Source organism: Mycolicibacterium sp. XJ1819, from assembly GCF_053483675.1.
The window spans coordinates 43,048-57,640 of sequence record NZ_JBEFST010000028.1; the positions used below are offsets into that span (position 1 = coordinate 43,048).

Consider the following 14,593-nt stretch of genomic DNA (forward strand, 5'->3'; position numbering starts at 1 on the left):
TGCATAGTTTTGCCGAAGATCGGAGACCGTCCCATGAGCAATCTTTCCTTCGATTTCACCAGCCGAAGCGTGCTGGTGACCGGAGCCGCCCGTGGGATCGGGCTTGCGATCGCGCGTCAGTTCCGCGCCGCCAACGCGGCGGTGTTCATGGCCGATTTGGACAGCGACGAGCTGACGTCGGCCGCCGAGGACATCGGCGCCACTCCGGTTGTCGCCAGTGTGGCCGACACCTCCGATGCCGAACGCGCAGTCGCCACCGCAATCGACGAGACCGGCCGGATCGACATTCTGGTCAACAATGCCGGGATTCTCCGCGACAAGGTCCTGTGGAAGCTCACCGACGACGACTGGGAGCAGGTGCTGGCCGTCCACCTCGGTGGTACCTTCCGATGCACTCGCGCCTGTGTGCCGCACTTTCGCAGTCAGAAGTTCGGGCGGGTCATCAATATCACGTCGTATACCGGCTTGCGCGGGAATCGTGGGCAGGCCAACTACGCCGGGGCCAAGGCCGGGATCATCGGCTTCACCAAGACCGCCGCAAAAGAGTTGGCGCTCTTCGGGGTCACCGTCAACGCCATCTCGCCCAACGCCGCGACACGGATGACAGCCTCGATACCCGAGGAGAAGATCCCCGAGGTGACGGGCCCGATCCCGCGGTTCGCCGATCCATCGGAGATGAGCGCCGCGGTGAGTTTCCTGGCATCGGAGGAGGCCGGCTACATCACCGGCGTGGTTCTTCCGGTCGACGGCGGCCTGTCCATCTAGCAGACTCGGTAACCATTGTGTCTGAACTACTTTCCAAACGGGACATCGAGTTTCTCCTCTACGAGTGGCTCGACGTCGAATCGCTGACCACACGTGAGCGCTTCGCCGAGCATTCCCGGGAGACCTTCGACGCGGTACTCGAACTCAGCGCCGACATCGCCAGGCGGTACTTCGCGCCGCACAACAAAGACGGCGACGCCAACGAGCCCACGATGCGGCCCGACGGCGGCGTGGCCACCATCGACGAGATCAAGACGGCATTGGACGCCTACGCGACCTCGGGGTTGCTGGCCGCCGACTTCGACGAGGCGGTCGGCGGGATGCAGTTGCCCACCACGGTGTCGCGGGCCTCGATGGCTTGGTTCCAGGCCGCCAACACCGCGACCGCCAACTATCCGTTCTTGACGATCGCCAACGCACACCTGCTCGCCGCCCACGGCAGCGACGAGCAGGTGAACAGCTTCGTGCGTCCGATGCTCGACGGTCGGTACTTCGGCACGATGTGCCTGTCCGAACCGCAGGCAGGCTCGTCGCTTGCCGACATCACGACCCGTGCGGAGCGTCAATCCGACGGCACGTATCGCCTCACCGGCACCAAGATGTGGATCTCGGGCGGTGACCATGACATGAGCGAGAACATCATCCACCTGGTCCTGGCCAAGACGCCGGGTGGCGGCGGCGGAGTGAAATCGATCTCGCTGTTTGTCGTGCCCAAATTCCTTGTCGCTGCGGACGGCTCGACCCTGGATGAGCGTAACGACGTCGTGCTGTCGGGTCTCAACCACAAGATGGGTGTTCGTGCGACCACCAACACCCTGCTCGCATTCGGCGACGGCACCCACAGCCCGCACGGGCAACACGGCGCGGTCGGATATCTCGTGGGGGAGGAGCACCGTGGCCTGTCCTACATGTTCCACATGATGAACGAGGCCCGAATCGGGGTGGGCTTCGTGGCCACCGCGCTCGGTTATGTGGGCTACCTGAAGTCGGTCGAGTATGCGCGTCAGCGCGCACAGGGCCGGCTGCCCGACGCCAAGGGTGCGGACACACCCGCGGTGGCACTGATCGAGCACGCTGACGTGCGACGGATGCTGTTGGCGCAGAAGTCGTATGTCGAAGGTGGCCTGGCCCTGGGGCTGTACTGCTCGCGACTGGTCGACCAGCAAGTCAGTGCGAGTGACGAGCGCGAAGCACAGCGCGCCGGGCTGCTGCTGGACGTCTTGACCCCGGTGGCGAAAAGCTGGCCGTCGCAATGGTGTCTGGCCGCCAACGATCTGGCAATTCAGGTGCACGGCGGCTACGGCTACACCCGCGACTTCGATGTCGAACAGCACTATCGCGACAACCGGCTCAACCAGATTCACGAGGGCACCCACGGGATCCAGGGGCTCGACCTGCTGGGCCGCAAGGTGGCCCTCGGCGACGGCGCCGGGCTGCGGTTGCTCTCGGAGGAGATCGCACAGGCGGTACGACGCGCTCACGACGCGGGCGGGAGTGCGCAACGCTGGGCGTCGCAATTGAGCACGCAATGGGCACGGCTGGTCGAGATCACCCAGCTGTTGGTCAGCCATCCCGACCGACGGCTGGCGTTGGCCAACTCGTCGATCTATCTGGAAGCCTTCGGGCACCTGGTGATGGCCTGGATCTGGCTGGAACAGCTCAACGCCGTCTCGGACCGGCAGGGCGCCTTCTACGACGGTAAGCGTCACGCCGCGAGGTATTTCTTCACCTACGAACTTCCGAAGGTCACCTCACAGCTGGACATTCTCGGCGAGGTGGACGCCACCACGATCGAGATGAACCCCGACTGGTTCTGACTTCGAGGGCGACGCCGCCGATCAGCTCGCCGCGATCTGGCGCGCCACCGCGCCGTACCGCTCGAAGCGCTCGGGATCGCTCAGCGCGTTGTACAGCACGATCCGCGTCGCGACGCCGCCGTACTTCTGCTTCAGCGCATCGGCCAGCCCGTCCCACGTCGACTCCGTCGCGAACACCGCCATGTGCTCGTCGGTGATCTGTGCCGCCATCCCCGCGAAGTCGCCGGCCTTCTGCTTCTCCCGGATCTTGGCCGTCGTCCCCTCGAACCCCGCCTCGTCCCAGATGAACGCGTAGTTGGGGGTGCTTCCGTAGAAACTCATGCTCGCCCGCACCAGTTCGCGCTCGCGGGCGCGCTCCTCGTCGCTGTCGCCCACGATCGACATCACCGGCACGATCACCGCGATGTCCGACGCCGACCGGCCCGCCTTCTGTGCGCCCTCGGCCACCTTCGGCACCACATGGCGCGTCAGATAACCCGGCTCACCCAGCGGATGCACATGGATGCCGTCGGCCACCTCACCGGCCATCCGCAGCATCCACGGATTCACCGCCGCCACATCGACTTTGGGATCGGGTGCGTCGATGGGCCCGGCGCTCCACTGCGGGGTGATGAAGTCCAGCTTGTAGAACTCGCCGTCATGGTCGAGCGTGTTCGTCCGAAACGCCGCGAAACACGCCTTCACCGCGAGCACGTAGTCGCGCAGTCGCGGTCCCGGACGTTCGAACTCCATCCCGTAGCGGCGCACCACGTGGGTGCGCACCTGCGTGCCCAGCCCCAACCGGAAGTTCCCGCCGGTGGCCTCCTGCAACTCCCACGCCGCCGCGGCCGTCACGAACGGACTGCGCGGAAACGCCACCGCCACGCCGGTCGACAGCTCCAGTCCGGGCGCCGCCTGCGAGGCCACCGCGGCATTGAGATAGGCGGTGCGGCCGGTCTCGGTGAACAACAGCCCGGAGAAACCAGACGTCTGCGCCCGGCGGGCGATGTCGCCGATGTTGTTCAGCGGCTGCGGGGAGATCATCGCGTCGACGTACATCGGTCGAACAGTACCGCTTTGGTCGCGCCGCTATCCGAGATGCAGGAACGGGCTCATCGCGTCGCGCACGAACTGCACGACGTTGGTCGTCGGATCTCCGTCGGGGTAGCTCACCGTCGCCAGCAGATGGCCGCCCGCGTCGGCGAAGTTGTCGTCGGCCCGCCCCTGATGCGTCGACGACGTCACCAGGATGATCCCCGACGTGTCGGCCTTCTTCGCCAGCGGCACCGAGAACCGTGCATTCTGCACCGTGCTATTGGCCTTGTCCTCCAAGATGATTCGGTTCGCGGGGAAGCCGAGCATCATCAGCATGTTGCGCATCTGACCCGCTTCGGTGCGGCCGTTGCGCGGATTGCCGCCGGTCACGATGATCGGCGACTGCGGAAAGAACTGCGCCACCGCCAAACCCGTGAGCACCCGTCGGCGCAGGATCGTGCGCATCGTGCCGTCGGGGTTGAGCCCGTAGCCGAGGATGACGATCGCCGGTTTGGAGAAATCCTTGGCCGCGACGGGTTGCGCGTGAGCCACCACCGGCGAGGTCTCGCCCGCCAGGGCCGCCACCGCCAGGAGCACCGCCGCCGCTGCCGTCCGCCACCGGTGACGCATTCACCCTCCTGCCGATCTGTGAATTCTGAGCCTGATGTTGTCGATGATGTGATCGTGGTGCGGCGATGTTGCGTTACGTCGGGCGCGGGATGTCGTATGCTGGCGGCATGGATCTACTACGCAACGTAGTTGTCTTGCTGCACATCGTGGGGTTCGCCGTCACGTTCGGCGCCTGGGTCACCGAGGCCGTCGCGCGGCGGTTCCGCATCACCCGCCCGATGGACTACGGGTTGGTGCTCTCGCTGGTCACCGGGCTGATCCTGTCGGCGCCGTGGCCGGCAGGCATCGAGCTGAACTACCCCAAGATCGGCACCAAGCTGATCATCCTGGTCATCCTGGGCGGGGTGCTGGGCATGGGAAGTGCCCGCCAGAAGCGCACCGGCGAACCGGTGCCGGGGGCGATGTTCTGGGCGGTGGGTGTGCTGTCATTCCTGGGCGCGACGGTCGCCGTTCTCTGGTAGCGCGGGCTGCAGCGCTCGACGAGCCTTCGAATCTAGCCATGATGGAGGCATGACCCGAGACGAACTCACCCAGCAGATCCTCACCGCCCGGCTGACCAAGGGCCTGACCTGGCAGCAGCTCGCAGACGCCATCGACAAGCCCGTCGTGTGGACCACCGCCGCCCTGCTCGGCCAGCACCCGATCCCAACCGAGTCCGCCCGCACGCTCGTCGGACTGCTCGGCCTCGACGAGGAGGCCGTACCCGTGCTTGCCGCCGTGCCGATGCGCGGCGGGCTGCCCACCGCGGTGCCCACCGATCCGACCATCTACCGCTTCTACGAGGCTCTTCAGGTCTACGGCGGCGCGATCAAGGAACTCATCCACGAACAGTTCGGCGACGGCATCATGAGCGCCATCAATTTCAGCGTCGATGTCGAGAAGAAGCCGCACCCGGGCGGCGACCGCGTCGTGGTCACCTTCGACGGCAAGTTCCTGCCCTACGACTGGACCGCTGCCGAATCCTGACCTGACCTAGGTGTACACCTAGGCAACACCCCACGGCGGGGCGAACTTTCGGAACACCGGCCATTCGCCGCGGAATTGGTTTACGTTTACGCAAGGACGCGCAGCTTGTAGAACCAACTCCGCGGGGGTGGCCATGACCGAGCAGTCCACTGCATCCTCTTCGACGCCGGCCGCGACCAAGGCAGAGCTGGCGATATCGAAAGGCTGGGTTCAGGGCGTCGCCCTGGTCATGGTCTTCGGGTTCCTGATCATGGGCGTGCTGGCCGCCAGGACCTATACCGACTCGATGCCGCTGCCACAGCGGGTGGTCGGCCCGGACGGCCAGACGGTCTTCACCGAACAAGAGGTCACCGCGGGTCAGCAGATCTTCCTGCGCCGCGGACTGCAGCAGTACGGCTCGGTGATGGGTCACGGCGGCTATCTCGGGCCGGACTACACCGCCGAGTACCTTCGGTTGTCGGCCGACCACGTCGGCGCGTCACTGCGCGACCGCGGGGCACAGGATCCCACCGCCGCCGTCGTCGAGATGATGCGCACCAACCGCTATGACGAGGCCACCGGCACACTGCAGTTCACCGCAGAGCAGGTCAGCGCCTTCGACAGCATTCGCGCGCATTACGCCGACATCTTCGGCACCGACTCCACGGAATACGGTCTGATCCCGCGCGTCATCACCGACCCCCAGGAGATCCATGAGCTGACGGCATTCTTCGCATGGACTTCGTGGGCCGCCGCTGCCGAACGCGAAGGCCACGCCTACTCCTACACCAACAACTGGCCACCCGAACAGCGGGTCAACAACACCCCGACCGCCGACATCCTGGTCTGGTCGGCGATGTCGCTCATCGCGCTGCTGGCGGGGCTGGGTGCGCTGTTCGCGCTCTACGGCCGCTGGAGCCGCAAGATCGGTTGGCACGCAACCGAAACACCGTCGCTGGCCTTCCGTCAGCCCGGCGAAGTCCAGATCACGCCCTCTCAGAAGGCGACCGCCTGGTTTTTCCTCGTCGTCGCGGTGCTGTTCCTCGGCCAAGCGGTGCTGGGCGGAGCCATCGAGCATTACCGCGCCGAACTGAGCAACTTCTTCGGACTCGATCTCGCGCAGATCCTGCCGTTCAACCTGGCGCGCACCTGGCACGTGCAGCTGTCGCTGCTGTGGACAGCGGCGTCTTTCCTCGCCGCCGGCATCTTCCTGGCGCCGATCATCTCGGGGCGCGAACCACGACGGCAGTCGTGGCTGGCCTACGGGCTGCTCGGTGCGCTGTTCGTGGTGGTCGCGGGCACGCTGACGGGTACCGCGCTGAGCACCTTCGGCGTCGACTGGGCCAAGGGTTCGATCTTCTTCGACCAGCAATGGGAATACCTTGACCTGCCACGCTTTTGGCAAGCCCTGCTCGTCGTCGGGCTGTTCTTGTGGATGGCAATCGTCTTCCGGGCGATCCGCTCTCGGCTGAAGACCGAGAGCAAGCTGAACATGCCGTGGCTGTTCTTCTACGCAGGCCTTGCGATCCCGGCGTTCTACGCCGTCGGCATGCTCGCCGGCACCGAAACACATCTCACCGTCGCGGAGTTCTGGCGCTTCTGGGTGGTACATCTGTGGGTCGAGGACTTCCTCGAGCTGTTCACCACCGTCATGGTCGCCTACATCTTCGTGATGCTGGGCGTGGTGCGACGCAAGATCGCGATCCAACTCATCTTCCTCGACGTCATCCTCTACTCGATGGGCGGCGTGATCGGGACCATGCACCACCTGTACTTCTCCGGAACTCCCGTGGAGCACATGGCCCTCGGGGCGTTCTTCTCCGCACTGGAGGTCATCCCGTTGACCTTCCTCACCGTGGAGGCGTGGACGTTCCTTCAGCTCGGTTCCAGACAGCAGTCCCGCAGCAGCGCACCGTTCCCGCACCGGTGGGCGGTGCTGTTCCTGGTCGCGGTCGGATTCTGGAACTTCGTCGGTGCGGGGATATTCGGCTTCCTGATCAACCTGCCGATCGTGTCCTACTACCAGATCGGCACGGCGCTGACGGCCAACCATGCGCACGGCGCGATGATGGGCGTCTACGGGATGCTCGCCGTCGGACTGGCGCTGTTCGCGCTGCGATACATCATCCCGCCGCAGCGCTGGCCCGACAAGTTGGCCAAGGTGTCGTTCTGGTCGCTCAACATCGGACTGGCGTGGATGGTGTTCGCCACGTTGTTGCCGCTGGGTGTCCTGCAGTTGTGGCATTCGGTCAACGACGGCTACTACGAGGCCCGCACACTGGGCTATATCGCCCAATCCGGCAACGTCGTGCTGGAGTGGTTGCGAATGCCCGGGGACTTCCTGTTCATCATCGGCGGTGTGCTGCCGTTCCTCTGGATCGCGTGGCTCGGCGTCCGCCATGGGGTCAAGGCGACCACGCACACGTTGCCGGCCGAGACGCTGTTCGTCGAGGAGCACGCCGAGGCTGCCGAGGACCGCACCGGGATAGCGGTTTCCGCGGGTAGCCGATACGCCTCCGACCGCCGCCCGACGCCCGCCGACTCCGAACCCCGGGACGGCCCGTGATTTCCGGCGTCGGGGCCGCGGCGTGGCTGGCGATCGGATACGCCGCGCTGCTGGTCGTCATCGCCTACGGCATCGACACTTTCGCGCGCCGAGCGGCGGCCAAGGTCGAGCAACACCGGTCAGGTCCGTTCGTCTACCACGACGACCACGACGCGTGGCAGTGTCCGCAGGACCAGTGGTTGTGGCCGACGTCGTTCGACCCTGACAACCGAGTCATGCGCTACCGCGGCAAGCCGTCGATCTGTAACGCCTGCCCGGTCAAGCACACCTGTACTACTTCCGACGATGGCCGCGAGGTGAGCCGGGCCATCGACAGCTGGCCGGCTTCCGAGGCGGCACGCTTTCACCGTGGAATCGCCTGCGCGGTCAGCGTCATCGCGGTCGTCTGGCCGTTGGCCATGGCCATCGCGGCCGACACGGTGCCCGAGGCACTTCTGTTGGTGGGGTGCGCAGCCGCCGCCGGTGTGGCGTCTGCGCCGCTGTGGTCGCACTTGCGCCGCACTCCGGCAGTCCCGGTCGGTGTGACGTTCCAGTCGCTCGACGACAATCTCGAGGAGAGAAAACGGTTGGCCGAGACCGAATCACGCCGTCGCACCTCGTACGCATCGGATCGACGGAAGCCGCGCTGATGAGCGCCTGGGTGATGGTGGCCGTGCTACTCGCCGTCGCGGCGGTGGCGCTGGCGGTCGCATCGCTGCGCATCATCAAGGAGTACGAACGCGGCGTGGCGTTCCGTCTTGGGCGACTGCGCGGGCCGCTCGGACCCGGTATCGTCGTCGTGCTGCCCGGCGTCGACAAACTGGTGCGCGTCGACCTGCGTACGGTGACGCTGACCATCCCGCCGCAAGAGGTCATCACCCGCGACAACGTGACCGCCCGAGTCAATGCCGTTGTCCTTTTCCGCGTGATCGACCCCACGAAATCGGTGATGGCAGTGGAGAACTTCGCGATCGCGACCTCCCAGATCTCCCAGACCACGCTGCGATCGGTGGTCGGACGCGCCGACCTCGACACCCTGCTCGCACACCGCGCAGACCTCAACGAGGACTTGGCCGCCTCGATCGCCAGGCAGACCGAGCCGTGGGGGATCCAGGTGGAGGTTGTCGAGATCAAGGATGTCGAGATCCCCGAGATGATGCAACGCGCGATGGCCCGTGAAGCCGAGGCGGAGCGGGAACGGCGCGCGAAGGTGATCAGCGCGCACGGAGAGTTGCAGGCATCCGCTGAATTGCGCGATGCCGCGGTGACTCTCAGCGAAAGCCCGGCGTCACTGCAACTGCGCTACCTGCAGACCCTGCTCGAACTGGGCGCCGACCAGAACTCCACCGTGGTCTTCCCGATTCCCATCGACATCGTCCGCCCGTTCCTCGAGGGCGCCCAGCGGACTAAGAGGGATGACGCGGACGGCTCCGGCGAGGCTGTCTCTCACATCAGAAGGGTGAGATCCGATGAGTAGCGCAGCATCTGAGCCCACCGTCAACGAGCACGACGAACCCGACGACGGTCGCCCCGTGGTGCTCGAACCCACCCCGCCGGGACTGTGGCCGATGCTGTTGGGGTTGGCCGTCGCCGTGCTGGCACCGCTGTTCGGCTTCCTGGTGGGCGGGATCTTCGGGGCCGGAACGACCGGTGACTCGATCGACCCGATGTTCCTGTCGCTGTTCGCCGGCATCGTCATCGGCGGTATCGGTCTACTGGTGGCCATCGCCGGCGGGACGCGGCTGTGGCGGCGCCTGCACCTGCAGGACGCGTCCCCGAACTGAGCGTCAGCGTTCGGCCAGCCACGCGAAGAACTCGTCGGCGGTGAACACCGGCTTACCGTACTCCTGGGCCTTGCGCGCCTTGCCCGACTGCGTGCCGGCTTCGGCGGTCACCAACACCTCGCAGCGCGTCTTGGTCACCGACCGTACCGGGGCCAGCCCGGCCGATGCGGCCAGCCGCTCGATCTCGTCGCGCTCCACCACCCGCCCCGCCGGGTCCAAAGCGGTTCCGGTGAAACAGATCCGCGCGCCGGGGACCAGCGTCGCGTTGATGTCGTGGCGCAGAGCCGTGGCCGCGTCGCTCACCACGTCGACGCCGAGCAGCTTCGACGCCTCGTGTAGTCGCGCCACCACCTCGTCGGGCAGCAGCGCCCGGCCTGCCGCCGCACGCAACTGATCGGCGATCGCCAGTCGGGCCGCCGCCTCCCACGACGAGTCGAGGTCGCGATGCACCGACGCGCCCAGCAGCACGGCGCCCACGTCGCGGCTGATGCGCAGCAGCGCCGACAGCCCGGGCAGATGGTCTGCCGCGGGTGTCGGCACGTCGGGGTCACGGCTGACCAGCAACCCCGAAACCAATTCCGCCGGTTCGGGTTCCTCGAACGCCGACGAGCCACCCTCGACCTCGGCCGAGGCGTGCGCCGCCAGTGCCGAGCGGGCCAACTCCAGCGCCGTGTGGCCGGTCACCCGCGCTCCGCGCAGATCGACCCCCAGCGGCATCACCGTTACATGCCCCAGCCTCTTGAGTTCGAAGTCGATCAACCCCAGCGTCTCGTCCACCGCCGGACCGATCGGTGTGCAGCCGGCCAGCGCCGGCGCGATCACCGCCCACGCCTCCCGCAGCGTGGGCGCCAGCAGCACGTCAGTCACACTGATTCCGTAAGCGTTTCGCGCATCCGCCAGGTCACGCTGTGGATTGATCAGCGTCGACACCGCGGTGCCGTCGTCGAAGGCCACCGCCAGCTCCACCGGCCGCGGTCGCGACATGCGGCCCTCGTCGCCGACGGTGAGCATGCCGATGGCGCAGTACTTGCGCGCCGCCGAGCTGCTGTCCGAACTGCGCAGGAAACGGGCGATGCGCCGGTCGGTCTTCAGATCCTTCGGCAGCACAGGGCGTTTCAGCACCAGCCCGGCCATCGAGGTGCAACGGCTCAGCGCCACATAGAGCTGACCGGTCGAGAACATGCCGCCGGTCAGGTCGACGACGACCCGCTCCAGCGTCTGTCCCTGACTCTTGTGGATGGTGATCGTCCACGCCAGCTTGAATGGCAGCTGGGTGAAGGTGCCGACGACCTCGCGGCGCAACACGCCGCCGTCGACCACCGGGCGCGTGGCCTCCCAAGTGAACGGGGTGACGTCCGCGCAGGAGCCGTCGGCGAACTCGACCTCGACGACGACGCCGTAGCGGTCATAGCCCACCCCGATCACGCGTCCGATCGACCCGTTGACCCACCGGTCGCCCTGGTCGTTGTTGAGCATCATCACCTGTGCGCCAACCTTGAACCGCAGCTCGTCCTCGATGGGCTTGTCGAACAGCGACAGGTCGCCGGACTCGCGGGCGCGGTGCAGCATCTCGTCGCCCTCGAGCCGCTCGAGGTGTTGTCGGTTGCGCGCGGTCACCAGCCGATTGGTGGGCGCCAGCGTCAACCAGAACTCATCGTCGGGCGGCACGAAATCCTTGTCGGCGCGGGCGTTGAGTTGCTCCTGGGCGTGTCCGAGTAGCACGCCTTCGCGAATCTCGTTGAGAATGGCGGTCATCCGGTCGTCACCGAGTTGGCGGAATACCGTGGTCAGCGAGATGGTGGGGAAGTCGGAGCGCTCGAACGCGTGGGCCGAGAAGAAGTACGGCGTCTCGTAGACGGTGGAGAAGTAGGCCTCTTCGCCGTCGCCCACCACGGGCGGCAGCTGGTACAGGTCGCCGACCAGCACGATCTGCACGCCGCCGAACGGCGATCCCGGTTCGGGACCGAACCGCTTCAACGCGGTGGCCACCATGTCGAAGACGTCGGCGCGCACCATCGACGCCTCGTCGATGATCAGCGTCTGCAGCGACGCCAGGGTCTTGGCGAACCGGCCCGGGCGGTAGTCGCCGCCAGTGACGTCGGTCAGCGTGGTCGTGGTGCGAAATCCGAACAGCCGGTGGATGGTGTAGCCGTCGACGTTCAGCGCAGCGATCCCGGTGGGCGCGACCACGACCACGTTGCGATCGGTCTCGGCCATGAACCGCCGGATCAGCGTCGACTTGCCGGTGCCGGCCTTGCCCGTGAGAAACAGATGCCGACCGCCGGCCAGCAGCGCCAACGCCTCACGGAACTCGTCGGTGAGGATGATCTCGCGTTCGGCGGGCATCGCGACGGCTACATCCCCGCGGCCACCAAGGACCCCAGCGCAACGTCCGGATGGTCGCGCTGGAAGCCCTCCAGCCGCCACGGGGTGGAGAACAGCACGAGCATGACGCCGTCGGTGCGGGTCAAGACCTCGGCGGAGACCTGTTTGTCCATGAACTCGGCGTCCTCGGGGGCGACGATCCGCGCGATCTGGTAGGGCAGCGACTCCAGCGAGATCGGGGCGCTGAGCTCGGTGGCCATCCGGTGCGACGCCACCTCGAACTGCATCGGGCCGACGGCCGCCAGCACCGGGGCCTGGTCACCGCGCCGGTCGGAGCGCAGCACCTGCACCACGCCCTCCTGCTCCAACTGTTCGATCCCGCGGCGAAACTGCTTGTGCTTGCTCGGATCGGTGCCGCGGGCCACCGAAAAATGCTCGGGGGAGAAGCTCGAAATCGGCGGAAATGCCACGGGGACATCGCGATACAACGTGTCTCCAGGGCGCAGCGCGGCCGCATTGGCCAACCCGATCACATCGCCCGGCCACGCGGTGTCCAGCGTCGAACGGTGCTGACCGAACACCGATTGCGCGTACTTGGTGACGAACGGCTTACCGGTGGCGGCGTGGGTGAGCACATCACCGCGCTCGAACGTCCCCGAGACCACCCGGGCATATGCGATGCGATCGCGATGCGCGGAGTCCATACCGGCCTGCACCTTGAAAACAAAAGCGCTGAACGCGGATTCAGGGCCGCGCAACACCCCGTCGACGTCGACCGCGCCGGTCGGGGCGGGTGCCAGCTCGATCAGCACATCGAGTAGCTGGTTCACCCCGAAGTTCAGCGCCGCCGAGGTGAACAGCACCGGAGAGGCTGCGCCGCTGAGGAACTGGTCGCGTTCGTAGTCGGCGCCGTCGGCCGAGAGCAGCTCGGATTCCTCGACGGCGGTGTCCCAGTCCTCGCCCGCCGCATCGTGGGCGTCGACGGCAGCGATGTGCTCTTCGGGCGCCACCTTGGCGCCACCTGCAGTGCGGGTGAACCTGATGAAGTGGCCGTCGCGGCGGTCCAGCACCCCTTTGAACTCACCGGCGATGCCGACCGGCCAGGTCAGGGGAGTGGGGCGCAGGCCGATCCGCTCGGCGATCTCGTCCATCAACTCCAGCGCGTGGCGGCCCGGCCGGTCCCACTTGTTGATCACCGTGATGATCGGGATCCCCTGATGTTTGCACACCTGGAACAGCTTCAGCGTCTGCGGCTCCAGGCCTTTGGCCGCGTCCACCAACATGACCGCGCAATCGACAGCCGTCAGCACCCGGTAGGTGTCCTCGGAGAAGTCAGCGTGGCCGGGGGTGTCGAGCAGGTTGATGACGCAGTCGCGGTACGGGAACTGCAGTGCCGTCGACGTGATCGAGATGCCCCTGGCCTTCTCCATCTCCTGCCAGTCCGACACCGTCGCGCGCCGGCCCGCCTTGCCGTGCACCGCGCCCGCTTCGGTGATGGCCTGTGCATGCAGGGCCAACGCCTCGGTCAGCGTCGATTTTCCGGCATCGGGATGGCTGATGACGGCAAAGGTTCTGCGGCGGGCGGCTTCGGCCGCAAGGGCGCTGTCGGTCATATCGCCAGCGATGATATTTCGCCGCGGGGCCGATTCCGTAATCGCGATCGACAAGCGGCCCCGACACCGGGCCGTCAGACGATGGACACGAGGTGGGCGGTGATCAGGGCGAGAACATCGTCGCGTCGCGCTCGGTGTACTGCTTGTAACTCGGCACGCCGGACTCGTTCACCAACGCGTAGATGGCGTCCTGGCCGGGGCCGAGCCACAGCCCGTCGTCACGAGTCTCGGTGAACGTGCGGCCGCCGACCGGACGTGGCCGGCTTGCTTCAAGCGCAGTGCCGCGGTCAGACCGGCGAACCCGGCGCCCACCACGCAGTAGTCCACGTCGACCATGGCAGTGCCCTCCGTCGGTTGCGGGGCCGTCGCAGGGCGGCTGGGCGCGATGCCGCACTCTGGCTAACAGGCCTCCTCGCAACTGGCGCGGGAGTCAATAAAATGTGTGCCTGTGCAAACTCCGGCTACCTAGCCGAGGGATGGATCTCCGGCGAATAGCCGTGGCGCAGAGCCGTAATCGACAGCAACGGCGTCACGACCGGCGCGGTCTCGTCGGCGATGATCGGCACCGGATCGGGCGTAGCCCTCGGGAGACCATCGGTGCAACGCCCCGTTGGAGACCAGCCGATAGTCGGTTTCGTCGACCGTGACGAACGCACCGTCAGGCAGGTCGGCGAGGCGAGCTGCCGGTCGGGCGCCCGGCGTGAAACGTTGAGCCTGCGGTCGAGGTCTCTGGGCCCGTTGACTGGCGTGGCCTCGCCGGCGCTCACCGCTGCCATGTAGGCGCAATACTGCGCGCGCCGACACTCACCACATGGGCGGTGTCCGGCGGCGAGCGCGACGGCTTCGTCGAGGAAGAACAACTCGGTGTAGCTGCCCGGGCTCATCAACTCGCGCCTGCGGCCCTTGAACTCCAGCCGGCAGATCAGCCACATCGTGTTTCGTGACGTGCGCACCAGTTGCCGGGCGTCGTCGTGCAGGATGCCCCGGTTGCCCATCAGCGTGCCCCGGGCTGCGGTGGCGATGATGTCCCCGACCGGCGTCACCCGGTTCTGTAACGGCATGCGCCGACCCTAGGTGTCGTGACCTGAGAGGTTGTTGACGGCGTGCCTGCTTGAAATGGTGAGGACCTCCTGACGGAGTGGATGTGTCTTAGGC

General features: G+C 66.5%; 13 protein-coding genes and 1 pseudogene. 8 read left to right on the plus strand and 6 right to left on the minus strand.

Annotation, left to right across the window (positions count from 1 at the left end):
- Positions 1 to 33: 33 nt before the first annotated feature.
- Together ABQE89_RS24785 and ABQE89_RS24790 are read left to right on the plus strand one after the other, a co-directional pair.
- Positions 34 to 765 carry an SDR family oxidoreductase gene (locus ABQE89_RS24785; RefSeq protein WP_448421629.1) on the plus strand — a complete coding sequence of 244 codons (732 nt, stop codon included), beginning with the start codon at positions 34 to 36 and terminating at the stop codon, positions 763 to 765.
- 14 nt (positions 766 to 779) lie between these two features.
- Positions 780 to 2,582, plus strand: a complete 1,803-nt coding sequence (locus tag ABQE89_RS24790) for an acyl-CoA dehydrogenase (RefSeq protein ID WP_448421655.1) — start codon at positions 780 to 782, stop codon at positions 2,580 to 2,582.
- A 21-nt stretch (positions 2,583 to 2,603) separates the two neighbouring features.
- On the opposite strand, the gene ABQE89_RS24795 is transcribed toward ABQE89_RS24790, so the two are convergent.
- Both ABQE89_RS24795 and ABQE89_RS24800 read right to left on the minus strand, forming a co-directional pair.
- Entirely contained in the window at positions 2,604 to 3,620 is a 1,017-nt protein-coding gene (locus ABQE89_RS24795; protein ID WP_448421631.1) for a TIGR03617 family F420-dependent LLM class oxidoreductase, read from the minus strand.
- A gap of 30 nt (positions 3,621 to 3,650) precedes the next feature.
- Positions 3,651 to 4,226 (minus strand): YdcF family protein, encoded by a 576-nt coding sequence (locus tag ABQE89_RS24800; protein WP_448421633.1) that lies wholly within the window; start codon positions 4,224 to 4,226, stop codon positions 3,651 to 3,653.
- Between the two features lie 107 nt (positions 4,227 to 4,333).
- Here ABQE89_RS24800 and ABQE89_RS24805 point away from each other — a divergent pair, with 107 nt between their 5' ends.
- The 6 genes from ABQE89_RS24805 (at position 4,334) to ABQE89_RS24830 (ending at position 9,500) form a co-directional block, all read left to right on the plus strand.
- A complete protein-coding gene (locus ABQE89_RS24805; protein ID WP_448421635.1) occupies positions 4,334 to 4,687 on the plus strand; it encodes a Fe-S protein in 354 nt (117 codons plus the stop codon).
- A 49-nt stretch (positions 4,688 to 4,736) separates the two neighbouring features.
- Positions 4,737 to 5,192 (plus strand): cyanase, encoded by a 456-nt coding sequence (cynS, locus tag ABQE89_RS24810; protein WP_448421637.1) that lies wholly within the window; start codon positions 4,737 to 4,739, stop codon positions 5,190 to 5,192.
- Positions 5,193 to 5,325: 133 nt separating this feature from the next.
- Positions 5,326 to 7,737, plus strand: a complete 2,412-nt coding sequence (locus ABQE89_RS24815) for a nitric-oxide reductase large subunit (protein WP_448421639.1) — start codon at positions 5,326 to 5,328, stop codon at positions 7,735 to 7,737.
- Positions 7,737 to 8,366 (plus strand): hypothetical protein, encoded by a 630-nt coding sequence (locus ABQE89_RS24820; RefSeq protein ID WP_448421657.1) that lies wholly within the window; start codon positions 7,737 to 7,739, stop codon positions 8,364 to 8,366. Before ABQE89_RS24815 ends, ABQE89_RS24820 begins: the two co-directional genes overlap by 1 nt.
- Positions 8,366 to 9,193 carry an SPFH domain-containing protein gene (locus ABQE89_RS24825; RefSeq protein ID WP_448421641.1) on the plus strand — a complete coding sequence of 276 codons (828 nt, stop codon included), beginning with the start codon at positions 8,366 to 8,368 and terminating at the stop codon, positions 9,191 to 9,193. The genes ABQE89_RS24820 and ABQE89_RS24825 overlap by 1 nt, the downstream gene beginning before the upstream one ends.
- Positions 9,186 to 9,500, plus strand: coding sequence for a hypothetical protein (locus tag ABQE89_RS24830; RefSeq protein ID WP_448421643.1), 315 nt, complete (start codon positions 9,186 to 9,188; stop codon positions 9,498 to 9,500). The genes ABQE89_RS24825 and ABQE89_RS24830 overlap by 8 nt, the downstream gene beginning before the upstream one ends.
- Before the next feature lie 3 nt (positions 9,501 to 9,503).
- On the opposite strand, the gene ABQE89_RS24835 is transcribed toward ABQE89_RS24830, so the two are convergent.
- The 4 genes and pseudogenes from ABQE89_RS24835 to ABQE89_RS24850 form a co-directional block, all read right to left on the minus strand.
- Positions 9,504 to 11,846, minus strand: coding sequence for an AAA family ATPase (locus ABQE89_RS24835; protein WP_448421645.1), 2,343 nt, complete (start codon positions 11,844 to 11,846; stop codon positions 9,504 to 9,506).
- A gap of 8 nt (positions 11,847 to 11,854) precedes the next feature.
- On the minus strand, positions 11,855 to 13,438 hold the full coding sequence (locus ABQE89_RS24840; RefSeq protein WP_448421647.1) for a peptide chain release factor 3: 1,584 nt from the start codon (positions 13,436 to 13,438) through the stop codon (positions 11,855 to 11,857).
- A gap of 115 nt (positions 13,439 to 13,553) precedes the next feature.
- Positions 13,554 to 13,774, minus strand: a pseudogene (locus ABQE89_RS24845) (FAD-binding protein); the annotation flags it as partial.
- Positions 13,775 to 13,899: 125 nt separating this feature from the next.
- Positions 13,900 to 14,499: a hypothetical protein gene (locus ABQE89_RS24850; RefSeq protein ID WP_448421649.1), complete on the minus strand. Its 600-nt coding sequence runs from the start codon at positions 14,497 to 14,499 to the stop codon at positions 13,900 to 13,902.
- Between the last annotated feature and the right edge of the window lie 94 nt (positions 14,500 to 14,593).